This is a genomic window from Shewanella sp. 10N.286.48.B5, assembly GCF_002874355.2.
In the GTDB taxonomy this organism is placed as follows: domain Bacteria; phylum Pseudomonadota; class Gammaproteobacteria; order Enterobacterales; family Shewanellaceae; genus Shewanella.
Window position 1 is genome coordinate 2,681,702 of record NZ_MCVG02000001.1, and the last position, 24,492, is coordinate 2,706,193.

Below are 24,492 nucleotides of genomic sequence, written 5' to 3' on the forward strand. Positions count from 1 at the left end.
TAAATAATCAAGTTTAATATCAGCTAGGCAGTTATCAGCTTGATTGAAGCGTATATTTACGACCAAGGCAGCCTTTAAACCGCTAAGCAAATATATTTCATTTCAAGATACTCATCGATACCATGATGGGAGCCTTCGCGGCCAAGCCCTGAAGACTTCACTCCGCCAAAGGGGGCGACTTCATTCGAAATTAACCCGGTATTAACCCCGACCATACCGTACTCAAGGGCTTCTGATACTTGATATACGGTAGAGATATCTTTGGCGTAAAAGTAAGCCGCTAAACCAAACTCGGTATCGTTGGCTTGTTTGATCACTTGTTCAACTGAATCAAATTCAAAAATCGCCGCTAACGGCCCAAAGGTTTCTTCTTTGGCCACTTTCATCGACTGCTTTAGATTAACCAATACTGTCGGCTTAAAAAAGTTAGCGCCTAAAGCATCGCCCTTACCACCCAATACAATTTGACCGCCTTGTTGTAGCGCATCATCAATATGAGCTTGCACCTTTGCTACTGCGGCTTGGTTTATTAGTGGTCCAATAGTGACGCCATCATCTAAGCCGTTACCCACTTTGAGCTGCGCTGCTGCTTGGGTAAACTTTGCCACAAATTGCTGATATAAGCCTTTTTGAACATAGATACGATTAGCGCAAACACAGGTTTGTCCGGCATTACGATATTTGGCTTGAATAGCCCCTTCAACTGCCGCGTCAATATCAGCATCATCAAAGACAATAAACGGCGCATTACCACCAAGCTCAAGGGATAGCTTTTTAATACTTGGCGCGCATTGCTGCATCAGCTTTACGCCTACAGCGGTTGAGCCAGTAAAGGACAACTTTCTCACTATGGGGTTAGCACAAAGCTCTGCACCGATGGCGATGGCATCGCCGCTGATCACGTTAAATACCCCAGCAGGAACACCGGCTCGACTTGCAAGCTCAGCTAAGGCTAAGGCGCTAAAGGGGGTTTGCGGCGCAGGTTTAAGCACCATAGTGCAACCCGCTGCTAATGCAGGTGCAGCTTTACGGGTTATCATCGCAAGCGGGAAATTCCACGGCGTAATAGCAGCGGTAACGCCTACGGCCTGCTTAATCACCATAATACGTTTATCAGTTTGATGGGCTGGAATGGTCTCACCATAAACCCGTTTGGCCTCTTCAGCGAACCATTGCACAAAGGAGGCGGCATAAGCGACTTCAGCTTTGGCTTCGGCTAATGGCTTACCTTGCTCTAAGGTCATAATCAGCGCTAAATCATCGCTATGGGCTAATATCAGCTCAAACCAAGTCATTAATATTATTTGGCGCTGTTTAGCTGTGAGTGCTTGCCATGCTGCTAAGGCACTATTGGCGCTTTCAATGGCTTGCTGGGTTTCAGTCTGGCCCATTCTTGGCACTGTACCTAGCTCTTTATTGGTGGCAGGATTAATAATCGTGTCGCAATGAGTCGATATGGCATCACGCCATTGCCCATTGATATAACATTGATGACGTAACAAACTGGGGTCTTGTAAATGCACAATCGTATCCTTTAGCAGCAAAATAGCAGACACTACTATCTTAGCTAAGTTTGCGAAGGTTAACGAGCTAACGATTTAGCAACTGGCTGACAACCAAGCTGTGCCCCCATTTCGCCCTTTATAATCGCCGCTTAAATGCCCTGTAAATGTGAGCTAGATTACAAAGCGTTAAAAATAATTGCATTCCTCAACTAGCAGAGTATTTTAATCAGTAAGACATTGAAAATTTTGATTTAACCTACTGAGTCATTTCAATTAATATTCAAGGCACTCAGGCTGTAAATACAAGGATATTGTTATGGTAGATACACTATTTAAAATATTATTTGTGCTGTTATTTCTGGTTATCGCTTACAAGCTCATTTTTTCAGGCAGCAGAGGATTGAAAGTCTTTGAAATGCATTTTAAAAACGGCAAACTCGATAAGCACTCGGGGAAAATCCCTGAAGCATTTCTGCGGGAATGTAAAAATATAGCCAAACACGAAAAGCTCACTTGTACTGTCAGAGCTGAAAAACTGAACGGGGTAAGATTACATGTCTCTGCCAATGTCGGTGACAAAATCACCCAACGGATCAGAAACGTTTTTCCATTTGAGTATTATGATAAGAAGCAACAGGACAATTCAAAGCTAAAGGGTTAAGGAAGCCAGAGGCTTTAGCGGTCAATATAAGTTGTATTAGTTGACCGCTACTGTAATGCCTTCAATCTGCCTTCAGCCATTGATATTTGAGTTACTCTTTGCTGATGACTAACGTAACCTGAGCAACCGTAACCCCAAATTTGATGATATCGCTTTTGTTTATAATGGTGCTTTCATCCACTAAAAACATCCAGTCATCAAAATGCACCTCATATTCTGAGTCATCAACCTCTAAAATCATGTCATAAGCCCAGCGCAGCGCACTGCCTCTGGCCTCACCGGTCGCAGTGCCTAAAATATCATTCGCCGTACCTTCATATTGGCCATTACCTAAATCGGTTATATGCCAAATTCGGGTTTGCTTTTCGCCATCATCATAAATAAACCACTCGTTAATAACCCCTTTATTACCTTGCCAACTGGCTTCCATAGTGACGGTAAATTTTCGGGTCACTGTGCCAGAGAAGTCTTGTACGATACCCGCCGCAGTTAACTTGCCGTCAAAAAAGCTACGTAAATTAAGTTCCGGAGTGGTTTTATCATAATCTTCAATAGATGCTGATGAACACGCTGTCAATAACACTAACGAAATGACCAGCAAAGATGACTTCTTAGCCATAGCGTAAGCGCATTGCAACTGTCGCCACGTACTGTTTAATGCCGTTAACGCTAAACTTGCTTTAATCATTTCTTAACTCCAATTAACTGCTGACGTAATTTAGGCCTGCTGGTGTTTTCTGATAACCAAATGCCAAGAAATGCGTCTGCAAACCCCGGTTCTAAGATCATCGCCAAAGGCTGTTCGTTATAAAAAAACTGGCCTTTATTTTGCTCGTGCATCATAAAGCTTAGAGTGTCACCTTGCTTAACATCAGGCCATATACCTTCTAGATGAGCCTGCAGTTGAGGGATGCGACTTTGCTCGATACCAATGTGCTGCCACTGCTCTACGGTAGCTTCAATTAAATCTTCTGCATCAATATCTCTATGGTATTGGATTTCAAGTTTCAGTGGATATTGCTGATTTTTGTATTCACCATCTACTGACATTAGCTTGGCGCTGTAAACCGAAAACCACAATAAATCCAGATCGGCTTGGCCTACCAGTTTAAAATCTGTCGTGGCTAATGCTGTCGAAGCTGGTGTCGTTGGCACTGACGAAGATTGCACTGATGAAATTAGTTCTGCTGCGGGAGTTGGCTCAGTATTTAACTCTTGTGCGTTAGCCAATACGTTTGTACTCATAACAGCTAAGATACAGGCACTAAAAAAAAACCTAACTAAGCTCAAAACAACTAAGTGAAAAATTGCACGTGTATTTACACCAAGCGCATTAGGAACTGCTAACGAGCCTATCCGAGAATAACTATTCATCATATTGAGTTCCTCTATTGAGCCAATATAATCAGCCAACCACAGCCTGATAATTGCACCGCCGTTAGGTACACAAAGCTGGGTTAATTAAATAAGCTGGGCAATTTGTTTCACTTCGTGTTTGTGGCGAATGAACTTGGCAATGTGAAAAAATAACGGCATCAACAAGGCCCAAATAATGGCTAGAATTGCAGTGGTAAACAAATCGCCGTGAGGGAAATTGACCGCGCCAAAGTTGGCTCCAGCAAGGTAACTTAAACTACCAAATACGCCACCAACTAACACTTGAACAATAATGGGTAAGCCGCTAAAAATGCTTAAACTGTAATTAAGTGAAATCGCAAAATAACACCACAGCAGTAATAACCATATAGGCACAACCGTAAAATCAAAAAGCCCCGTTAAGGTAAGCGTTAAGTCAACTAGTACCCCGATAATGGTGCAACTGAGCATCACTTTGATATCTAAAACCCGTTGACGGCTGACGATAAAGTGCCAAATCAACAATAATCCTGGGATATATAGCAGCTGATTGCCAGCTAATACCCCTGCCCACCAGATAATCTGAAAGGCAATAACATTGATGATGATATTATGATTAACCCAGAGCATATACGTTATGCGCCACTGGCTAATGCAGTACGATATTGCGGCCTTACTGCCACTAAATGAACTGTGCTGGTAGTTCTTTCTAAAAATCCACCTTCACAATAACTCAGGTAAAACTTCCACATTCTGATAAAGTCTTCGCCATAGCCCATCTCTTTGATTCGGTCTTGGGCTTTATCAAATTTTTCATGCCAATGGTTTAAGGTTTGAGCATAATCTTTACCCATATCATTGATGGACCACACCACCATGTCGGTTTTATTGGCTATATGCTTATTCATTTCACTGATAGACGGTAAACAACCACCAGGGAAAATATAGCGCTGAATAAAGTCGACACTTTTGCGGTAGCTGTCATAACGCTGATCAGCTATGGTAATGGCTTGAATTAACATGCGCCCATTTGGCTTAAGTAAACTTTCTAACTTCTTAAAGAAGCCCGGTAAATATTCATGACCTACCGCTTCAATCATTTCAATGGACACCACGCGGTCATACTCACCGGTCAAAATACGGTAATCGTCTTTTAACAAAGTTATTTTGTCAGTTAAGCCTTCTTGCTCTACCCGCTCTAGTGCGTAATCATATTGGGCATCAGAGATAGTTGTCGTGGTCACGGTGACATCAAAGTGCTTGGCCGCATATATCGCCAACGCCCCCCAACCAGTACCGACCTCAAGAACGGTTTGCCCCGCTTGTAAATCAAGACGCTCACAAATGGTTTGCAGCTTATGCTGCTGGGCTTGTTCTAAACTGGCATCGTGGTGCGGGTATAGCGCGCTTGAATAGAGCATTTCTTTATCTAGAAACTGCTCATACATCGGGTTGCCTAAATCATAATGCGCCAGAATATTGCGCTTTGAACCCGTTGATGAATTGCGGTTAAACAAATGACCGATACGATTAATACCAACACTAAACCATGAAAAGTAACGCTCAATTTTATCCAGTAATGAGAGGTTTCGGGCAAAAAGCTGCACCACTTTAGTTAAATCAGGGCTCGACCAATGACCTTGAATGTAGGCTTCGCCAGCGCCAATTGAACCACCCCAAATGATCTGCTTGTAAAAACTGGGGTGAGACACCTGCATAGTGGCATGCAAGTCAGAATCGACATTACCAAAGCTTAAGCTTTGCTCTGAGCTGCCAATTGCAGAGTTATCAGAACTAACAATGGTAAGATGGCCATCTGACAAGTGGGCTAATGCCTTAAGCAAAATCTTCTTCGCAAAGCTGTCAGAAATAGTCTCTTGCACTAAGCTGGTGTTGGTTGCCGCATTTTCCATAACTCTCTCCGCTGACTACTTTTTATATGCTATTTTTTGTGCGCTATTAGTATTTTAGCTGTAAATTTTATTTTTACTCATAAACAACAGGTTAGATTTCAATACACTAAAACTCTCGCTAGGCAAAAATTATTTGTTATGAGTTGAACATTACTAAACCAATACGCATCATTTCATGATTTGGTTTAATTTAAGTTTGTGGATGAGAGATAAAAGGGATCCGTTTAATAAATAACTTCAGCGCTTGCCAATAAATTCCAAACATAATTTTCAATGTCATTAGCGGAAAACTGAGCAACATACTGCGAATATTTTTGGCGGTAAAATCCTTTTTATTGAGCAACAAACTGGCATCGAACAGCTTATTGTCGGCATCATCCCTGTTTTGTATGGTCACATTTAAGCGCTTGCTTGGCGCGATGACCTTCCAAAAATAATGCATCTCAAGATCCATAAATGGCGAAACATGAAACACTTTATCTGTGGTGGTGGTTTTAGTGAGATTGACTAAGTAACAATGGCGCTGATCCCATGGCGTATTACTTACCTCCGCCAGCATATAAACCGCTTCGTCACCTTGATAGCAAAAATAGAAGTTAACCGGGCTAAAATAAAAACCAAAATGCCTCACTTGGCCAGCAAACATGACTCTGTCACACTGCGTCTGAGCCCCAAGCTTTGCTATCGTCCATAACACCCGCTGTTTCAGCGCTTGCGGCGGGCTCATTTTATCTATCAATGCTGCATCAACAGGGGAGCAATTAAACTGGCTTTCAAGGGCATTTAAATAATCATCAGGATTAAATCGTAGTACTGAGCGCTCAACTGCGCTAAATAAACGGCTAACCTTAGATAGCTGCGCGACTTCATCTAAGTCTATTGCCAGTAAGGCAATCTGATAACTGAAGCTGTGCAGCTTCGGCGTAAAGCGCCGGTGAATAATATCGCCACTGTATATTCCACTGGTGAATTCACTCATAGGCTAATGCCAAAATCATTGCACACATCAAGTGCACTGTGGACACCATCTTCATGAAAACCGTTATACCAATAGGCGCCAGCAAAATGAGTATGGTTAACGCCGCAAATACGTTTACGTTCGCCTTGGGCTTTCATACTCGACTCATTAAACACTGGATGGGCATAATTGAATTTTCTGAGAATTTTAGACTCATCAATTAAATCTGTTTGATTTAAAGTCACACAAAACGTCGGCGCATCTTTGGGTAAGCGCTGCAAAATGTTCATGTTATAAGTCACGCTGGCAGGTCTGTCAGCAATTTCAGCTGCATCCTTGCCTTCTAGGCGGTAATTCCAACTGGCCCATGCCGCTTTGCGTTTTGGCAGTAGATTAGTATCTGTATGCAAAACTACTTCATTATTTTGATATGCCATCGCCCCAAGTACTTGTTTTTCATCCTCAGTTGCATCGGTAAGCATCGCCAACGCTTGGTCGCTATGGCAAGCTAGAATGACTTCATCAAAGCGTTGAACTTCGCCATCATTAATACGTAAGTTAACCCCATCGTCGCTGCGTTCAATGGAGGTCACTGCAGAGTTTAAAAACAATCGCTGTTTGAAAGGAGCAATAAGCGCAGGAATATAACTGCGAGAGCCACCTTTTAATACGTACCATTGTGGGCGGTCACTAATATTAAGTAAGCCATGGTTATGGAAAAATTGAATAAAAAATCGCAATGAGAATTTGCGCATATCATTGATACTGGCAGACCAAATGGCCGCGCCCATTGGCAAGATGTAATGCTCGCTAAAAAAGTCAGAGAAACCTTCAGCATCTAAAAACTGCCCTAAACTGTCACTCGGGTAGTTTTCCGCTTCAAAGATAGCCTTGCATTGATTATTAAAACGCACTATCTCGGCTAAAAACTTATAGAAATCTGGTTTTAACAAGTTACGTCTTTGGGCAAACATGCTCCACAAGGTATGGCCATTGTATTCTAATCCGGTTTGCACATTACGCACACTAAAGCTCATCTCAGTGGGTAATGATTCAATGTTCATTTTTGCCATTAGCTTTTGAAAACGTGGGTAAGTGCGGTCATTAAAGACAATAAAGCCACTGTCGATAGCATAGGGCTTACCGCCTACTTCAACATCAATGGTCGCGGTATGGCCGCCTATATAATCATTAGCTTCAAATACGCTAACTTGATGAAGTTCACTGAGCAAATGCCCACAGGTCAGCCCTGATATACCCGAACCCACAATTGCTATTTTTTTCATATTATTCCTTCAACTCATTATTATTATTTTTGCTATGACTACAGTTAATGGCATTTCAATTATTGTTAATTTTTCAAGCAGGCTTAACTTATTTTCGGCGCTAAAATTTTATTAATCAGTGCCGATGGTAAACATGATAAGCCCTTAAGCAATAAGGTAAATCGCTTCGGAAAATGAATTTCATCCTTAGCTTTTTTTAATTCTGTAAATATTGTTATTGCCGCTTTTTCAGCAGTAATTTGCATGGGCATAGCAAAGTCATTTTTATCGGTCAAAGGCGTTTTAACAAAGCCTGGGCAAATAACACTGACTCCAATACCAAATGCTTTTAAATCAAGGCGAAGACTGCTAGCGAGGTAATTTACCGCCGCTTTTGAGGCGCCATAAGCTTCCGCTTTTGGGAAAGGCAGGTATGTCGCACTTGAGCTCATTAATGCCACTCTGCCGTTAATGGCCACTAGCGGTAAAAAATGCTCTAAACAATAACCCATCGAGATGACATTAGTTTGAATCACTCGCTCAAATAAAGCGCCATCAAAACGCAGCGGATTTTCAATGTATTCACAACTACCCGCATTAAGAATAACCAGCTGTAATTTCGCGTTAGATGCGGCTAATTTATCTGATAATGTTTGCGCTGCGGTTTGAATTTGCTCTTTAACGTTAATATCAAAAGCAAGCGGCACAACGCCACTTATGGCATTTAAACGCTGCTCATTACGGCCACAAGCAAATACCATGTAGCCTTTTTCAACATAAAGCATCGCTAGTGCTAAACCGATACCAGAACTGGCCCCGGTGATTAACACTGCAGGTCTTGCTACTGATTGATGAAGGTTTCCCTGATGAGAGTTAGCTTGTTCCATTATGCTGACGCCTTGTTTTTGATGAAATTAATCAACCGACCTACTAACGGGAGTTGTTCATACAGCATACTGCCAAGATCAAAATAATCGCGATGGGCTGTAATTTTATCGCTAAATTTAAGCTGGCTCATTCCTTCAACAGTGATGAGTTGGCCGTTGTTTAATTTAGAGTGACGATAGTGCATTGCCCAGAAAACGGCGGCCTGCTGATGGCTACAGCTCACCTCTTTAATATCAAATTCAATATGGTCAACGTTGGCATATAGGTTAGCAAAGTACAGGCTAAGGTTTTCAATACCTTCAACTTTGTGTAATGGATCTTGAAAGATAATCTCATCGCTATACACCTGATTAAGCAAGTGTAAGCTGTCTTTATTAAGCAGCTGGTACATGCCGATAAAGTCATCAATTATTTGTGGTCTAGCAAGATCATTATTGCTGGCTGGCTCAGTTAAATGACTTACGGTATTGGCAGTACTTGGCATTATGTCTCCTTTACCACCTCAAATAACGATTAGCTGATTAACTAATAGCAATCTAGGTGGCGCTTAGCTAAACCTTGCAAACTTTGGTAATCGAATCGAGCTGTCATATTGCGACTGCAAGATTAATAGTAAGCTTAGTTGCACGTTTTGTCCTATGTTTAACCGATAAATAACTTAAATAATCATTGATTTTCAATAAGTAAATAATGCTACTTAATCGGATTGTTAATGATTAATACGCAACGATAGTCGCTGCAGATCACAATAAAAAAGGCGCTTAGTTTTCACTAAGCGCCTTTAATAAACACAATAATCAGCTTTGGCGATATCAGTCTCTATCGCTATTTTAAGCTAATAAATTTAGCTCACTGGTAACCTCTTGCAGCAATTGGGTCCCAGTTTTTCTCAACTTCTTCTTTGATGAATTTTTGCTTCTCTTCGCTTAACTTAACTTCATCAATTCCAACCGCAGCATGAGCAGATTCTTTACTGCTAATGTCAGGGTATTGCACCTCGGTAACCTTAAGCAATCTAAGGACTCCCGCAATAGACTCACGCGCAGCGGTTGCTTGCTCAATAGCTTTAGTTAATAACTCACGACCTTCATCTGGGTTATGGGCATATAAACCATGTGAAGCCATGGCAAAATCCCAGCGCCACTGTCCGTGACGAATCCCCATGATGCCTTCATTCATTTGATGCCAATTTGCACCAGCATCCCAAGCCGCTTTAGCTTCGTAATGAGCTTTAACTAATAAGCCCTCAACCTTACGCGCCATGGCATCAATTTCTTGCTTATCACTGTTAAGCTTTGCGGTGATGTCATCTTTACTTTGATGACAGCCTTTACAGGTTTGATCAAAATACGGTAATGCTTTATCAACCTTATGGCTGGTAAATGTCTCACCTTGTTCATTTTCTTCCGCAGGCATATGACAAGTAATACAGGTTACGTTATGTTCAGCATGCTTACTTCGGCTCCAATGCTCAAATTCTGGATGACGCGCTTTGAGTATTGGCGTTTTAGAAATAGGGTGAATCCACTCGAAAAAACGGCGGGTATCATAGTACTTCTCAATATCATCAGCTGTACTACCGAAGATCCAAGGCATGTTTACTACGTTACTTTTTTCAGGCTGGAAATAATAAGTCACGTGGCACTGGCCACAAACTTGTGCACCCTGCATAGAAACTGATTGTTCCGCAAATGGCAGACCCACTTTATTCATCGCATTCTGAGCATGAGGCCTTGGTAGGGCTAATTTTTCAGAACCGTTTTCATGGCAATCACTACAATAAACCACGCTGTTAATTTCAGTACCTAAATCGGTAAAGTTTTTTGCTGAATAACCTTCAAAGCCTAACTCATTAATTAGTCTTGGTGCATCAGGGGTTTTACAAGTCCAACAACTGGCAGAGGTGCCTTTCTCGCCTTCTTTTGGTGGCACACCAGTACGTAATGTTTGCGTCACATCCGCAACAGCAAATTGATGCCCCCTTGGGCTGTGATATTCTTTGGCAAATGATGAACCAGCCCATAAGATGATGTTAGCTGGATACTGGGCTAACATATCTTCACGTTCAGACTGCTCTTCAGTTGCCGCCCATGACTCATAATGTTCAGGAAATTTAGTTTCAAAAATATCCTTGGTTTCAGACGCAACTGCGCCGCCAAAAAAACTCAGGCTTAATAATACCGATACTGCTTTTACTGCCTTTGATTTAACGACTAAATCTCGGGCAACTAGGGATAAACGTTTGTTCACTATGCTTCCTTAATATTGCAAATTGACATAACTGACTAGTATAAATTCTATAGTTTTAACGACTTAAATTGCTTAAAACGGTGACTTCACTTTTAGCTGACCCAGCTTAGCCAGGCCTGCCATCAATACGAGGTCGAGTAAGTATTGGGCTGTAATGCAGCACAAATAACCCAAATGCCATAAACCAAAAACCACCAGCTAACCACAACCACATCTGGGTTTGAGCGGGTAAAAGCAAAGGCATAATGGCACGAAATATTGCAGCTATGGGTAAACAGGCAAACGCCAATACCATGCTAGGCCCTTGATAAATATTTCTACTGGTGTGGCCCAGTGACACTCTTGAAATCATGGCTAAACATAGAGATGCGACACAACCCACAGCAAATAAGTGCAACATGCTTCGATAAGCATAGTCATCATTGATAAACCAACCTAACCCCAGTAGCGATAGTGGCAGTGACAAATAAGACACATGTAATGACCACAACATCGGCTCAGACAGGGTTTTGTGGGGTAACCAACGGCTAAATCGAACTAAATGCAGCGTACCTGCTAGCAATAACAACACTTGCTCAACAGCTACAGGCAGTAACTTAAATATAGCTTGAACCACCAAAAGTACCATTATTACTAATAAGCTCTTTTCCAGCATGTTAATTGGCTGAGCTTTGGTGACCTTTAAACGCATGGCGGTAAAAAACGGAATAACCCGTCCACCAACTATGGTAATCAGTAGCGCCAGCCAAAATATCATTCCCTGCCAAATTTGATTAGCTAAAATAAAATTGCGTTCGTTTAATGCGTAATAACTCACAAGATTAACTATAAGCGCAACAGTTAACATGATTGAAAAACCAATGTTTTGCCATTGCCTCACTCGATAAACACAACGCCACATGGTGAACGCTGCAATCCCTAAAAACACGCTATCAAAAAATGCCGGTAACAGCAGTGGAATATCCATCGGCAATAACAACAATAATCGAGCTATTAGCCAACTGATAAAAGTAATCGCCAGAGGGATGCCTTTAAGGCTAGGTTGATTGGTCCAAGTTTGCACTGCCGTGAGTAAAAAACCACAGACAATAGCTAAAATAAAACCAAATAACATTTCATGGGGGTGCCACCATAAAGGTAATACGTTCGCCCAAAAGTTACTATTAAACAGACTATATTGCGGGGTAAACCAGCCCATTAACCATAATGGAATATACAGCATGGCAATCACTGCGCCACCCAAGAAAAAAGGCCTAAAAGCTAAACGCCAAATAGCAGCGGTTTTTTCCGTTTCTGCTGGGTCGTCAATATTGAGCATAGTAATCAAGCCTTTTTTGGTGAACACATAACATGCATTTTATATACATATTATATTATGCTGTTCTGAGCCAAGCAGCAATAGCGATTAGCCATTCTGTTACAAACCTAATTGAAACTGTGAACTCAGGCAAACAATCATAGCGTGCTTGGAGCAAATAAGCTCAAAACCAAGTCACTGCATTAGCAATGACTATTGGGGAGATGGTTAAGTTAACTCACTCGTTTCGCCAGCTTTAATCGGCAAACAAAGGGGAAGCAAGGACTAAATAAGAATGGAGATATGATTAAAATATACTGCTCATAAAAGGCCAGAAAGCCCTAGCGCTTTAGCGCGCTTAGGACTTCAATGGCACGCTTTCTCGCCATGGCATGTTCAACTATCGGACTGGGGTAGTGCAATTTAGCAGACGAAAACTCACGTTCAAAAGCAAATAACTCGCCGTTAGCATTGATATCTTGCTCACTTATTTCATTGCTGTTTATACCATCACAACTCAAAGTATCACCACTGAATATAGGCTGATGAATTTGCTTTAAACTCACCGAGGCCAACTCTGGAATATAATGCTTGATAAAACTGGCATCGGGGTCAAATTTACTACTTTGATTCATCGGATTAAAAACCCGAAAATAAGGCTGGGCGTCACAGCCCGTACCAGCAGACCATTGCCAACCGCCATTGTTGGCAGCCAAGTCACCATCGATAAGGTGCTGTCGAAAATAGCGCTCGCCCCTACGCCAATCCACCAACAAATGCTTAGTTAAAAAGCTCGCCACCACCATGCGCAAACGATTATGCATCCAACCGGTTTGATTTAACTGCCTCATTGCGGCATCAACAATGGGAAAGCCGGTTACGCCGTCACACCAAGCTTTGAACTCTTGGGGATGATTACGCCAATTTACTTTGCTGCCATTTTCATTAAAGTTTTTGCCTTTAGACAAATCAGGAAATGCCACTAACAGGTGCCGATAAAACTCACGCCAAGCCAACTCATTCACCCAGGTTTTAGCAGGACTAGTATCATCCACTAATGCATCTGGAAAACGGTTCAATACTGAGGCGAGACATTGGTTAGCACTAATCACCCCGATGGCTAAATAAGGCGATAAACGGCTGGTACTGTCTAAGGCAGGAAAGTCTCTTTCTGCTAAATAATCCTGTAAATTATTAGCGCAGAAACGGTCTAAAATGCCTTTAGCGGCAGCCTCGCCTGCAAGCCAATGCTGACTAGAGACTTTGGGGTAATCAAATGCAATTGTCTTTGGAGCCTTAAGCGCAGGCCCCATAGCCGCTGGCACTGCCACAGGGGCAATTCGCCTAGATGACACTATCTCACGCCAGGTTTTAGAAAAAGGGGTAAACACCTTGTACATCTTGCCTGCAAGATTAGTGACCTCCCCTGCAGCAACAATGCAATCTTGAGCGATAAACTGGATAGGTACACCAATATCAATAAGCTGTTGATCGCGTTTACGTTCATTAAACTCGGGTTCCTGGGTGGCAAATACCTGATCTATTTGATTATCGATTAGGTATTGCGGCATCCAGTCCATAACATCGTCGAACCAAGGTAAGGTTATCACCTCCAACTCAACCCCTAATGCAGCTAGACTTTGGGCTAAAAGGTTGACATGGCGCTCAATAAAATCCACTTGAATCGGCGCGACATCATGACTTTTCCACTGCTCAGTACTGGCAATAAAAATCGCTTTAACTTGACCATTTGTTTGACGAGCCAGCTCAAAAGCTTCAACAACACTATGGTTATCAGCAAGACGCAAGTCTTGCCTAAACCAAATTAAGCTATTCATTAATACAACCTCTTAGCTAAAGTCTTATCTGGTTTACGCCAACCGCAGGGTTAATACGACCACGTTTATTACAACTTAGTAAGCGTAGCGTAACCTGAGTTCTTCTGGATGCGGATTTAAATACACCTGCCCTTCAATATAAGGGGTTGGGTGTTCGCGTAAATAATGGTTAATTAAGGTTATTGGTACCAATAATGGTAATAGCCCTTCACGGTATTTCATTATCGACTCGGTAAGCTCTTCTTTTTGATCTTTAGACAGATGCTTTTTGAAATAGCCCTGAATGTGCTGCAAGGTACTAGTATGGTTTTTTCGGGTCGCTTTAATTTTTAAGGCGGTCATAAAGCCTTCAAAGTAACTTTGAGCAGTAGCTTCAATGTCATCAATCTGCGCCAATATTGGCCCTAAATCACGATACCACTGTGGGCTATGAGCCATAAGCAGATACTTATAACGAGCATGAAATTGTTGTAGTTTGTTTTTAGTCCACCCTTGCGCTTGAAGCGTGTGCCATTCGTGATAAGCGTAAACTCGGGTAATAAAGTTCTCTTTTATCAGAGGGTCATGTAAACGACCTTCCTCTTCCACTGGCAAATGCGGATAGGTGTCCATTAATTTTTTAGCAAACACACCCACACCAGTTTTGGTGCCGTTGTTGGTGCCATACTTGTATTCAATCACCCGCTCCATACCGCAGGTTGGCGATTTAGCACAAAGAATATAGCCGCCAATGAAGTTCAGTTCATTAACGCGCCTTTGACTAAATTCAGCGAGTTTTTCGGTAACATCGATACTGCCATCAGCACTTTTAACGAATATTTTATCGCCATCAAGTTCTTGGCGAATACTTTTGCGTGGCGCGCCCATACCTATGGCCATTTCAGGGCACACACTGATGTAATCGAAAAATGGCGCCAAATCTTTATTACAATAATTAGAATTTTTATGGCCGCCATCAAATCTTACTTTTTGCCCTAACAAGCAACTACTAATACCTATTTGGATTTTCTCTGAGTTAAAGATTTCTGTATTCACTATACAACTCCTTGTGGCGACTACTTATGGCGTAGAAATATTTACGATTACTATCATTAAATAGATCATCTTTTTTTATTGATATTAGTCCTGAACTCAATTTAAGCAATCACTCTTTTGCAGTTAATTTTCAAGAAGTTCTGACTAAGGTTAACAATGCTAAGGTAAACATAGAAGTATTGTCCCACCCCATAAAAAAAAGGGCTACGCAATATCTGCATAGCCCTTCTAAAAATGTTTTTCGCTTGAGTTAATGCGCCTCGCTTTAAGCCGAGTGTTTTTGCCCAAACTTCTCTAAGCCCCAAACTAAGCTGATACCAACAATTAGACAAATAATCGCAGCGGTTAATTGAGATGGCTCACCAGTTATTTGCTCAAACTGCATTGGTGATAAGTTTTGCTCTGTGAGTGCCACCAGCTCACCACTGGAATTTTCACGCCAGGTGAGGACTTCTTTCCATGGCCAGATTTTACCTAAGGTGCCTAACATTAACCCAGTTAAAAACATCAGTGTTTGATCATGAAACTTACGTAGCATGGCTGAAAGCACATGACTAAAGCTCAGTAAGCCCACAACACAACCACAGGCAAAACAAGCCAGCATTAAAATATCAAAGCCTTTGGCTGCAGCTAATACGGCTGGATACATACCTAATAGCAACAGAATAAAACTACCTGAAATACCTGGTAAAATCATCGCGCAAATGGCAATGCAGCCAGATATAAAGAAGGTAAAATAACTCACTTCAAGCTCGATGGGGTTAAGTATCGTGATAGCCCAAGCAAAGGCGACACCTAAGATAAATAATGCCACTTGGAGCAAGTTAATCCCTTTCACTTGCTTAAGCATATGAACAACAGAAAATAAAATCAGCCCGAAAAAGAACGACCATACCGGTATAGGATGATTAGTTAACAACCAAGAAATGAGTTTTGCCAGCGTGAAGATACTGGTTAGGATCCCGCCAAACACACAAACCAAAAAAGGGCCATTAATGTGCATGAAAGCCGCTTTAAAACCTTGCTGCTTAATAATGCCAAAAAGTGAAGGATTAATTTTACGAATCGCATCTAATAACGGGTCTAAAATGCCCGTAATAAAAGCAATTGTGCCGCCAGAAACGCCAGGTACAACATCGGCTGCGCCCATCGCCATGCCTTTGAAGTAATTTAATAAATGATGCAAAACCAATCCTTATTAATAAAATGAACACACCTTAGAGGTGAGAAATACAAGCTTAAATACCTGATAAAACCTTATCTTAAAGCCAGCCGATAAACATCTTATGTTGGACGTTTATAAACTGAAAGTCATGTGACTTGGTTAGCAGTAAGACAATATAAAACAAATTATACCTGCACTAAGCTCAGTGAAGGAATATATCTTTTATCAATATCATTCGCTTATGTGCAAGCCGTTACAAGGATGTTAAACTCAACCCCCAAAAACTCATCTGACCAGATAAAAATAAAACCAGATGGCTGAAAACAACATTAATCCTACGTTTAGAATCATTAAAGGACTGCTATGAGTCACGATAAACCCAATCACGTATTAGCCTTGTATCACAAAGTCACTAAATACCCTTTCGGTAATAAAATATTCTCAATGATGGTATCAAGAACAGCGCCCTACTTTGCTACCGTGCGCCCTCTCGTGACCGCATTAAGAGTGAACCACTGTGCTGTTTTAGTTAAAAAACGTCGCGCGGTACACAACCACATAAAAACCGTGCACGTTATTGCTATTTGTAATGGTTTAGAGATGGCCATGGGCGTGATGGCAGAAGCGTCTATTCCAAAGCATTTACGCTGGATCCCAAAAGGCATGTCGGTTGATTACAGCGCCAAAGCAGGCACAGATATTTTATGTGTTGCCGAAGTCACCCCAGAGCAATGGCAAGTGGGCGATATGTTAGTACCGGTTAATGCCTATGATACTGAAGGCAAAGTGGTTGTTCGTGGCAGCATCAAATTATGGATTTCAGAAAAACCCGCTAAGTAGTCTCAGCTAACAGTCTGTATCAATTTTAACCGCAGGCTGTTAGTCTTTTATTACAATAATTAATCAACAAAGATATGAACTCGAAATGGATCCTTCAACTCATATTAATCGCCCTAATGCATTAACCTCAGATACACTTCAACAGCCACCACCAGCGTCATTAACCATTAATGAAAGTCACGGTAATCGCAATGCCAATATGGATGCCCTCAGAGGCATCGCCATTATTGGTATTTTGTTCATGAACATTTTTTTTATGAACAATAGCTTTTATGGCTATGCGCAGCATTACCCTCAAATTCAATCAGACATCATTTTAGAAGTCTTTAGTAATTTCTTCCTTGAAGGGCGCTTTATTTCGCTGCTATCTATCCTATTTGGCGCTGGATTATATATTCAATATAAGCGCTACGAGGCGGCTAGTTTAGTGGCCTACCCATTATTAAAACGGCGCATAATATGGCTTGCAGTATTTGGTTTACTCCATGGCATTTTTATTTGGGGCGGCGATATATTACTCAGTTATGCCTTTAGTGCATTTTTAGCCCTGAATTACCTCAACGGCGATATCACCCAGTTAAAAAAACGGGCTAATCAATTTATTGTTGGCTCGCTGCTCGTTATGGCCTTGCTGAGCTTGTCAGTAGAGCCAGAGTATTATTATCGCGGCTCTGAATTCCACCTTCAGCAGCTGCAAGCATGGTCTGCAAATTATAGTGACATAGTGTTATTACAACTTAACCAAGTCGGTTACATGTTACTGATTATACCGTTAACCTTAATGTGGTTTTTAGGGGGGCTAATGATGTGGGGAATGGCACTTTATCAACAAGGGGCATTTGAACATGGATTAGAGCGGACAACCTTAATAAAATGCGCTATGGCAACAATCATATTATCAAGCCTAGATAGCCTGTTAAGCTTCAGTTCAAGCGCTATTTTAGTTGAATTTTCAGCAATAGTGATGATGCTAAGCGCGATTCCTATGACATTGATTTACTTACACCTCATAGTAAAAGTTTGTCAAAATTCAGCTCAAGTGCTCGCGCCTTTTCAAGCAGTGGGAAAATTGGCTTTCAGTTGCTATATCTTACAGTCCATCATAGGTGTCAGCCTATTTAGATATCTTATGCCTGAGCTTAACGCCAGCCTTGATAGAGTTGACTATATCTTAATTGCACTTGGCTTAAGTGGCTTGCAATTACTGTTAGCCCCGCTTTATTTGCGCTACTTGAACCAAGGCCCGTTAGAGTCACTTTGGCGTAAGCTGGTTTCAAAAAACTGACTGGGTAAAAACTAGCTGTTAAGCTGATATTTAAAATGAAAGTTGATACTTTGGAATAAAAGGATTCATGACACTGATGAAAATATTTGCACTAATCAGCTTATGCTTGATGGCACTCTTTAGTTATAGCATTTGGCCATTTTTGGCGATTTATGTTGCCGCTACAAACCTGTTGAGCTTTTTGATTACATGGCTTGATAAACGCGCTGCTGCAAATCAAACATGGCGAACACAAGAGCGCACTTTACACCTCTTTGCCTTACTCGGTGGCTGGCCAGCAGGGCTTTTGGCTCAACAAACATTTAGGCACAAAACCCAAAAAACACCTTTTAAGTGGATTTACCTCTGTAGCATATTGGTTAACATTTTGGCTTTTTCAGGATTAGCCTACCTGCAATATCAAGGGTTTTAACAGCGCTGCAAGCTTATATCGTATGTTTGTAAACAGCCAACTAACCTGTAGCTGTTAAAAACATGATTTAGCCGTAAAAATACCTAGCTGCACTTTACCTGCTGCGCTTGTGTGAGTACCATTCATCTATTGCTAGCAACCATAAGAATATATTATGAAAATCATTTTAGCCGTTTGCGTGATCGCAGGGATCATCTTTTACTTTTACACTCAATCAAGCAATGAAAAAGCCTCGAAAGAGAACATCATTAAAGGCAATGCTTTCTTATTAGAAAATGAAAAAAATCCAGATGTCGTTACCACCTTGTCAGGGCTTCAATATGAAGTAATGCACAAAGGTGAAGCAACTGAGCATCCAAAAGCGACTGACACAGTGACAGTTCATTATCACGGCACACTTATCGACGGTACGGTATTTGATAGTTCGGTTGAACGTGGTGAAAGTATCGACTTCCCACTAAATCGGGTTATTCCTGGCTGGACTGAAGGGGTGCAATTAATGTCAGTGGGCGATAAGTTCCGCTTTTTTGTTCCTAGCAGCTTAGCTTATGGCAATCGCTCGGCAGGTAAAATCCAAGGCGGTTCAGTACTCATTTTTGAAGTTGAGCTATTAGCAATAAACTAAGAATGAAATCAGCTAAAAATCTACTCTGACTAAAGATCACAATTTAAGTGGCTAAGTTTAGACGGCTAAGTTTAGACAACTAAGTTTTAGCCTCTAGGTTTAAGGTTTAAGGTTTAAGGTTTAAGGTTTAAGGTTTAAGGTTTAAGCGCCAGAAAATAAAAATCCCTTATAGCCAAGCTACAAGGGATTTTTTATTGGTTCATCTATATTGTTTATCGCAACTCACTAAATAGTGATGTCGATATCTAGCTTAGCCCAAATGGATCATCAATTGATTTAGCCGGCTGGGTGAACCACACAGCGCCAGATTCAGTCATATAAAAATGATCTTCGTGTCTAACGCCAAACTCACCTGGTACACATAACATCGGCTCGTTACTAAAGCACATTCCTGCTGCTAGCTGGGTGTGATCGTTTAGCACTAAATAGGGCCATTCATGAATATCTAAGCCAATTCCGTGTCCGGTGCGATGGGGTAAACCTGGCACATCATAACCTGGGCCAAAACCTGCATTAACGATTACTTCTCGAGCCGCTTTATCAACACTTGCACACGTTGCGCCAATAGTCGCAGCAGCAAACGCCGCCAGTTGCGCTTGTTGCTCTAAATTCCATAATTCACGTTGGCGCTCACTTGGCTCACCAAATACATAAGTGCGGGTAATATCTGAGTTATAGCCGCCTAGCTGACAACCGGTATCAATCAATACCGTGTCGTTTAAATCCAGTGTTTTAGGCGACTTAACCCCATGGGGGTAAGCGGTATCTTCGCCAAACAATACAATGCAAAAATATGAACCTGCTGGCGCGCCAACCTTGATGTGGGCTTGATGGATAAAATCTTCCACTTCTTTGGTGCTAATGCCTTCACGTAAGATACTGGCGGCAGCAATATGAACCGCTAAGGTCATGTCCTTAGCTCGTTGCAACAAGGCCAGCTCCGCTGGCGATTTAATCATTCTACAACCGGCAGTGATGCTTTTGGCATTCACATAATTGAGTTGATCATTGGCGCTGCGAATACCATCAAAAATAAAGAAAGCGCTGGCTTCATCGATGCCCACCTTGCCAGCATTAATGCCTTTATTTGCTAGCATGTCGGCAAATAACTGAAAAGGGCTTTCATCTTCTTGCCAGGTATTCACCTTGCCCTTGACGGCCATATAACCTTGTAAGGTATCAAGCTCAAATGCAGGGGCAATATATTCAAGCTCACCGCAGGCAGGAATAATCGCCCCAACCATACGCTCGCTAGCATACCAGCGAGTACCGGTAAAATAGTACAGGTTAGTGCCAGCATTAATGTAGATGGCTTCAATGCCTTGTTGCTGCATTAATTGCTGTGCTTGGCTAATTCGCTGTTCAAACTCTCCTACCCCAATAGCAGCCACATCATGGGTCATATCTGACAAACTCGCTAATGCTTGTTGTGGGGTTTGGGTTCCGACTCCGACTGTCATAGTACGCTCCGATAATTAATGCTAGATAAGCAAATTTTATTCTATTAGTGATCCGATAATCCGCATAGTGTAAACTTCAACCACAAAATGTATACAATATAAATTATCAATTGTATTTCAACATTACACTCGCTGCGGTTACCCTGCAGATGATGACTATCGTCAGCGCTTTGTTTGAAAATAAACCGCCGTTGCGATAATCGCTTTACCTTAATAAGACTGAATCAATCAGCCACCTCCAATGGAGCAACCATGCCAGATACGATCACTCAGCGCCTTGACGCCATTCGCCAAACCATGTCGCAACAAAATCTCGATGCTTTTATTATTCCCCGAGCAGATGAATACCTCGGTGAATATGTCCCTGAGCGCAATGAAAGGCTGCATTGGGCTACTGGTTTTACCGGCTCGGCGGGCATGGCTATTATTTTAAAAGACACGGCCGCTATTTTTGTTGACGGTCGTTACACAGTGCAAGTGGCACTGCAAGTTGATGCGCAGTTGTTTAGTTATGAAAGCCTAACGGATACGCCGCAAATTCAATGGCTGATTGATAAGTTAGCTCAAGGTAAACGTGTTGGCATAGATAGCCGATTACATACCTTAGCTTGGTATCAACAAGCACAGCATCAATTAACAAAAGCTGATATTAGCTTAGTGTCAGTTGCTGAAAACCCAATTGATATCCATTGGCTGCAACGCCCAATGCTACCAACAGAGCCCATTACCTTATTTAGCCATGAGGGCGCAGGCCGTAATAGCCTTGATAAACGTCAACAAATTGGTGACATCATTGCCAAGCAAGGCGCCGATATGGCATTAATTGCCGCTTTAGACTCATTCTGTTGGTTACTTAATATTCGTGGCAACGATGTGCCAAGATTACCCGTCACCTTAGGCTGCGCGTTACTCAATGCCAACGGTGATATGACCTTATTTGCTGATAGCAACAAACTGCCCCAAGGCTTTGCTGAGCATGTGGGCGCTGGCGTTGAATTTAAAGATGAATCATTATTAGCTGAAGCGCTTAAGCAACTTAACGGTGTAAAACTGCTGGCAGACCCTAATACCAGCAATGCTTGGACCCAGCTAACCGCAGAGCAAGCGGGCGCCATATTAGTTGCGGGCTCAGATCCTGTCGCGCTGCCAAAAGCACAAAAGAATGCCGCCGAGCTTAGTGGTATGCGAGCATGTCATATCCGTGATGGTGCAGCAGTAAGCCGTTTTCTTGCTTGGCTTGATATGGAAGTTGCCGCCAACCGTCTTTATGATGAAGCCCAGCTTGCCGATAAACTGGAATCATTCAGATTAATTGACCCGCTTTATCGTGAGCCAAGCTTTGATACCATTTCAGCCACCGGTGCTAACGCCGCTATGTGTCATTACAATCATAATGACGCCACGCCAAGTCAAATGACCATGAACAGCATTTACTTGGTAGATTCTGGGGCGCAATACCTTGATGGCACCACAGATGTCACCCGTACTATTGCCATTGGTGACGTCAGCGCTGAGCAACAAAAAATGGTCACCTTAGTATTAAAAGGTCATATTGCCCTTGATCAAGCCAAATTCCCTAAAGGCACATCAGGCCAGCAGTTAGATGGCTTTGCTCGTCAGTACTTGTGGCAACATGGTTTTGATTATGACCATGGCACAGGCCATGGCGTAGGACATTTTTTAAGTGTTCATGAAGGCCCGCAGCGCATTGGTAAAAACGTGAATGGCGTGCCATTATTGCCAGGTATGGTGTTATCCAATGAGCCGGGGTATTACCGCGCTAATGAATTTGGTATTCGCATTGAAAACCTAGTGGCTGTGCTCCCATCACCAAGCCTAGTTAATGCTGAGCGTGAAATGCTGGAGTTTGATGCCTTAACACTAATCCCTATTGATAAGCGTTTAATTGATAAATCCTTACTCACTCAAGCTGAAATTGATTGGTTAAATCGCTACCATCAAAAAGTGTTTACCACCTTATCAACTATGCTCACAGGTGATGACCTTGCATGGTTAACTGAGGTAACGACTGAGCTTTAATATAACTCAGTCATTATCCCCATACTTGCCCAATTTTAAGCCATTTAAATTGGGCATTTTTGTTTTCAGAGCCCGTTTCTAATTGCCATAACGTCGCCATAATCATGCCCTAAAAACTGACCACAAAACTTAGTTAAGAATTAATCAAAAAACTTTGTTATACTCCGCCGCCGCTGATCCATTAGCGAACTTTAAAACCCATGTTAAAATGACATGCTAAGTCGTTTTGGTACTAGCACGATGAACTATACTCAGGCAGGTTGAAAACTAATATTTTTAGTTAACTAGCCACTGAACTGTTGAATGACGTGATAATGATAGGAACAAGATACCAATGAAATTTGAATCTTTTAGCTTCGCCCCAGAAATATTAAGTGCGATCGCTGATTGCGGGTATAAAACTATGACACCCGTTCAACAACAAGCTATTCCAGCAATTCGTCGTGGCCAAGATGTACTTGCCAGCGCCCAAACCGGTACTGGTAAAACAGCCGCATTTGCATTACCTATGCTGCAAAAAATGGTTGAAAACCCACGTGAGTTACAGCATTCAAATACCCGCGCGTTAATCTTAACCCCGACGCGCGAGCTAGCTGCTCAGGTTGCTGACAATATTGCTGATTACAGCAAGAACATCAACATGGAAGTACTGACCATTTATGGCGGCGTAAAGCTGACTAGCCAAGCGCAAAAGCTTAAACGTGGTGCTGACATTATTGTAGCAACCCCAGGGCGTTTACTTGAGCATTTAAACGCATGTAACTTAAGCCTTTCAAATGTTGAGTTTTTAGTCCTTGATGAAGCTGACCGTATGCTGGATATGGGCTTTAGCACCGACATTCAAAAAATTCTTCAAGCCGTGAATAAGCAGCGTCAAAACTTATTATTCTCAGCCACCTTCTCAACCTCAGTTAAGAAGCTTGCTAACGAAATGCTTGAAAAGCCAGTGGTCATTACTGCTGACAAACAAAACACCACCGCAGATACCGTAAGCCAAGTGGTTTATCCCGTTGAGCAGCGCCGTAAGCGTGAATTACTATCTGAATTGATTGGCACTAAAAACTGGCAACAGGTGTTAGTCTTCACTGCCACCCGTGATGCTGCAGATAAGCTAGTGAAAGAACTTAACCTTGATGGTATTCCGTCAGCTGTGGTTCATGGCGAAAAAGCCCAGGGCAGTCGACGCCGTGCATTACGTGAATTTGTTGAAGGTAAAGTACGTGTGCTAGTTGCAACCGAAGTTGCCGCTCGTGGATTGGATATTCAAGATTTAGGCTATGTTGTTAACTATGACTTACCATTTCTTGCTGAAGATTATGTGCACCGTATCGGCCGCACCGGACGTGCAGGTAAATCAGGTACCGCAATTTCATTTGTGAGCCGCGAAGAAGAGCGCACCTTACATGATATTGAAAAATTAATCGGTCAACCAATTCGCCGAATTACTGCGCCAGGTTATGAAGTTGGCAGCCGTGAATTACTGTTAAAGCAAATTCAAAAGCGTCGTAGCTTTGCGAAGAAACAACAACGTGCTGATAGCGCGGGTGAGCAAGTTGTCGGTGAGCGTAACATGCAAGGTCGCCGCGTAACGGTAGGTAAATCAACCAGTACCGTTAAGTACAAAAAACTGAAGTAATCATCCCTTTATTATTTCAATATTAAGGCGCTATTAGCGCCTTTTTTTATGCCTAAAAACCAA

22 protein-coding genes are annotated in these 24,492 nt (G+C 42.0%); 7 read left to right on the top strand and 15 right to left on the bottom strand.

The window, feature by feature from the left end; translation table 11 throughout:
- Window positions 1–74: 74 nt before the first annotated feature.
- Window positions 75–1,523 (bottom strand): NAD-dependent succinate-semialdehyde dehydrogenase, encoded by a 1,449-nt coding sequence (locus BCU57_RS11500; protein ID WP_102438753.1) that lies wholly within the window; start codon window positions 1,521–1,523, stop codon window positions 75–77.
- Window positions 1,524–1,821: 298 nt separating this feature from the next.
- Between BCU57_RS11500 and BCU57_RS11505 the strand changes: the two genes are divergently transcribed.
- Complete coding sequence (locus BCU57_RS11505) at window positions 1,822–2,166, top strand: DUF3634 family protein (RefSeq protein ID WP_102438755.1); 345 nt, start codon at window positions 1,822–1,824, stop codon at window positions 2,164–2,166.
- Between the two features lie 91 nt (window positions 2,167–2,257).
- Here the strand turns inward: BCU57_RS11505 and BCU57_RS11510 are convergent, their stop codons facing one another.
- From BCU57_RS11510 to BCU57_RS11570, 13 genes are all read right to left on the bottom strand, one after another.
- A complete protein-coding gene (locus BCU57_RS11510) occupies window positions 2,258–2,785 on the bottom strand; it encodes a DUF3833 domain-containing protein (protein ID WP_102439149.1) in 528 nt (175 codons plus the stop codon).
- A gap of 65 nt (window positions 2,786–2,850) precedes the next feature.
- Window positions 2,851–3,543 carry a chalcone isomerase family protein gene (locus BCU57_RS11515; protein WP_102438757.1) on the bottom strand — a complete coding sequence of 231 codons (693 nt, stop codon included), beginning with the start codon at window positions 3,541–3,543 and terminating at the stop codon, window positions 2,851–2,853.
- 84 nt (window positions 3,544–3,627) lie between these two features.
- Window positions 3,628–4,152, bottom strand: coding sequence for a DUF2878 domain-containing protein (locus BCU57_RS11520; RefSeq protein ID WP_102438759.1), 525 nt, complete (start codon window positions 4,150–4,152; stop codon window positions 3,628–3,630).
- 5 nt (window positions 4,153–4,157) lie between these two features.
- Window positions 4,158–5,435, bottom strand: a complete 1,278-nt coding sequence (locus tag BCU57_RS11525) for an SAM-dependent methyltransferase (protein WP_102438761.1) — start codon at window positions 5,433–5,435, stop codon at window positions 4,158–4,160.
- Window positions 5,436–5,625: 190 nt separating this feature from the next.
- A complete protein-coding gene (locus BCU57_RS11530; protein ID WP_102438763.1) occupies window positions 5,626–6,414 on the bottom strand; it encodes a DUF1365 domain-containing protein in 789 nt (262 codons plus the stop codon).
- Window positions 6,411–7,679, bottom strand: coding sequence for an NAD(P)/FAD-dependent oxidoreductase (locus BCU57_RS11535; protein WP_102438765.1), 1,269 nt, complete (start codon window positions 7,677–7,679; stop codon window positions 6,411–6,413). Before BCU57_RS11535 ends, BCU57_RS11530 begins: the two co-directional genes overlap by 4 nt.
- Before the next feature lie 83 nt (window positions 7,680–7,762).
- Window positions 7,763–8,545 (bottom strand): SDR family NAD(P)-dependent oxidoreductase, encoded by a 783-nt coding sequence (locus tag BCU57_RS11540; protein WP_102438767.1) that lies wholly within the window; start codon window positions 8,543–8,545, stop codon window positions 7,763–7,765.
- The gene (locus tag BCU57_RS11545) at window positions 8,545–9,030 is read right to left on the bottom strand and encodes a nuclear transport factor 2 family protein (RefSeq protein ID WP_102438769.1); all 486 of its coding nucleotides are present in this window, start codon (window positions 9,028–9,030) and stop codon (window positions 8,545–8,547) included. The genes BCU57_RS11540 and BCU57_RS11545 overlap by 1 nt, the downstream gene beginning before the upstream one ends.
- 365 nt (window positions 9,031–9,395) lie before the next feature.
- Window positions 9,396–10,715 (bottom strand): ammonia-forming cytochrome c nitrite reductase subunit c552, encoded by a 1,320-nt coding sequence (locus tag BCU57_RS11550; protein ID WP_241903534.1) that lies wholly within the window; start codon window positions 10,713–10,715, stop codon window positions 9,396–9,398.
- 187 nt (window positions 10,716–10,902) lie between these two features.
- Window positions 10,903–12,114: an NnrS family protein gene (locus BCU57_RS11555; RefSeq protein ID WP_102438773.1), complete on the bottom strand. Its 1,212-nt coding sequence runs from the start codon at window positions 12,112–12,114 to the stop codon at window positions 10,903–10,905.
- 320 nt (window positions 12,115–12,434) lie between these two features.
- Window positions 12,435–13,931 carry a cryptochrome/photolyase family protein gene (locus BCU57_RS11560; protein ID WP_102438775.1) on the bottom strand — a complete coding sequence of 499 codons (1,497 nt, stop codon included), beginning with the start codon at window positions 13,929–13,931 and terminating at the stop codon, window positions 12,435–12,437.
- Between the two features lie 75 nt (window positions 13,932–14,006).
- The gene (locus BCU57_RS11565; protein ID WP_241903528.1) at window positions 14,007–14,966 is read right to left on the bottom strand and encodes a YbgA family protein; all 960 of its coding nucleotides are present in this window, start codon (window positions 14,964–14,966) and stop codon (window positions 14,007–14,009) included.
- A 265-nt stretch (window positions 14,967–15,231) separates the two neighbouring features.
- On the bottom strand, window positions 15,232–16,152 hold the full coding sequence (locus tag BCU57_RS11570) for a DUF368 domain-containing protein (protein WP_102438777.1): 921 nt from the start codon (window positions 16,150–16,152) through the stop codon (window positions 15,232–15,234).
- 342 nt (window positions 16,153–16,494) lie between these two features.
- Here BCU57_RS11570 and BCU57_RS11575 point away from each other — a divergent pair, with 342 nt between their 5' ends.
- From BCU57_RS11575 to BCU57_RS11590, 4 genes are all read left to right on the top strand, one after another.
- Window positions 16,495–16,971, top strand: coding sequence for a hotdog fold domain-containing protein (locus tag BCU57_RS11575; protein ID WP_102438779.1), 477 nt, complete (start codon window positions 16,495–16,497; stop codon window positions 16,969–16,971).
- 85 nt (window positions 16,972–17,056) lie between these two features.
- On the top strand, window positions 17,057–18,256 hold the full coding sequence (locus BCU57_RS11580; RefSeq protein WP_241903529.1) for a DUF418 domain-containing protein: 1,200 nt from the start codon (window positions 17,057–17,059) through the stop codon (window positions 18,254–18,256).
- Window positions 18,257–18,332: 76 nt separating this feature from the next.
- Entirely contained in the window at window positions 18,333–18,668 is a 336-nt protein-coding gene (locus tag BCU57_RS11585) for a DUF1294 domain-containing protein (protein ID WP_157936436.1), read from the top strand.
- A gap of 154 nt (window positions 18,669–18,822) precedes the next feature.
- Window positions 18,823–19,293: an FKBP-type peptidyl-prolyl cis-trans isomerase gene (locus tag BCU57_RS11590; RefSeq protein ID WP_102438783.1), complete on the top strand. Its 471-nt coding sequence runs from the start codon at window positions 18,823–18,825 to the stop codon at window positions 19,291–19,293.
- Between the two features lie 245 nt (window positions 19,294–19,538).
- Here BCU57_RS11590 and BCU57_RS11595 read toward each other — a convergent pair whose 3' ends face one another.
- Window positions 19,539–20,753, bottom strand: coding sequence for a M24 family metallopeptidase (locus tag BCU57_RS11595; protein ID WP_102438784.1), 1,215 nt, complete (start codon window positions 20,751–20,753; stop codon window positions 19,539–19,541).
- Between the two features lie 252 nt (window positions 20,754–21,005).
- On the opposite strand from BCU57_RS11595, the gene BCU57_RS11600 reads away from it, so the two are divergent.
- Window positions 21,006–22,793 (top strand): aminopeptidase P family protein, encoded by a 1,788-nt coding sequence (locus tag BCU57_RS11600; RefSeq protein ID WP_102438786.1) that lies wholly within the window; start codon window positions 21,006–21,008, stop codon window positions 22,791–22,793.
- Window positions 22,794–23,127: 334 nt separating this feature from the next.
- Window positions 23,128–24,429 (top strand): DEAD/DEAH box helicase, encoded by a 1,302-nt coding sequence (locus BCU57_RS11605; RefSeq protein ID WP_076541129.1) that lies wholly within the window; start codon window positions 23,128–23,130, stop codon window positions 24,427–24,429.
- The last annotated feature ends 63 nt before the right edge of the window (window positions 24,430–24,492 follow it).

Coding starts and splice junctions, on each gene's coding strand:
- BCU57_RS11505 (WP_102438755.1), top strand. CDS start 1,822: ATGGTAGATACACTATTTAAAATATTATTTGTGCTGTTATTTCTGGTT.
- BCU57_RS11510 (WP_102439149.1), bottom strand. CDS start 2,785: ATGGCTAAGAAGTCATCTTTGCTGGTCATTTCGTTAGTGTTATTGACA.
- BCU57_RS11515 (WP_102438757.1), bottom strand. CDS start 3,543: ATGATGAATAGTTATTCTCGGATAGGCTCGTTAGCAGTTCCTAATGCG.
- BCU57_RS11520 (WP_102438759.1), bottom strand. CDS start 4,152: ATGCTCTGGGTTAATCATAATATCATCATCAATGTTATTGCCTTTCAG.
- BCU57_RS11525 (WP_102438761.1), bottom strand. CDS start 5,435: ATGGAAAATGCGGCAACCAACACCAGCTTAGTGCAAGAGACTATTTCT.
- BCU57_RS11530 (WP_102438763.1), bottom strand. CDS start 6,414: ATGAGTGAATTCACCAGTGGAATATACAGTGGCGATATTATTCACCGG.
- BCU57_RS11535 (WP_102438765.1), bottom strand. CDS start 7,679: ATGAAAAAAATAGCAATTGTGGGTTCGGGTATATCAGGGCTGACCTGT.
- BCU57_RS11540 (WP_102438767.1), bottom strand. CDS start 8,545: ATGGAACAAGCTAACTCTCATCAGGGAAACCTTCATCAATCAGTAGCA.
- BCU57_RS11545 (WP_102438769.1), bottom strand. CDS start 9,030: ATGCCAAGTACTGCCAATACCGTAAGTCATTTAACTGAGCCAGCCAGC.
- BCU57_RS11555 (WP_102438773.1), bottom strand. CDS start 12,114: ATGCTCAATATTGACGACCCAGCAGAAACGGAAAAAACCGCTGCTATT.
- BCU57_RS11560 (WP_102438775.1), bottom strand. CDS start 13,931: ATGAATAGCTTAATTTGGTTTAGGCAAGACTTGCGTCTTGCTGATAAC.
- BCU57_RS11575 (WP_102438779.1), top strand. CDS start 16,495: ATGAGTCACGATAAACCCAATCACGTATTAGCCTTGTATCACAAAGTC.
- BCU57_RS11580 (WP_241903529.1), top strand. CDS start 17,057: ATGGATCCTTCAACTCATATTAATCGCCCTAATGCATTAACCTCAGAT.
- BCU57_RS11585 (WP_157936436.1), top strand. CDS start 18,333: ATGAAAATATTTGCACTAATCAGCTTATGCTTGATGGCACTCTTTAGT.
- BCU57_RS11590 (WP_102438783.1), top strand. CDS start 18,823: ATGAAAATCATTTTAGCCGTTTGCGTGATCGCAGGGATCATCTTTTAC.
- BCU57_RS11595 (WP_102438784.1), bottom strand. CDS start 20,753: ATGACAGTCGGAGTCGGAACCCAAACCCCACAACAAGCATTAGCGAGT.
- BCU57_RS11600 (WP_102438786.1), top strand. CDS start 21,006: ATGCCAGATACGATCACTCAGCGCCTTGACGCCATTCGCCAAACCATG.
- BCU57_RS11605 (WP_076541129.1), top strand. CDS start 23,128: ATGAAATTTGAATCTTTTAGCTTCGCCCCAGAAATATTAAGTGCGATC.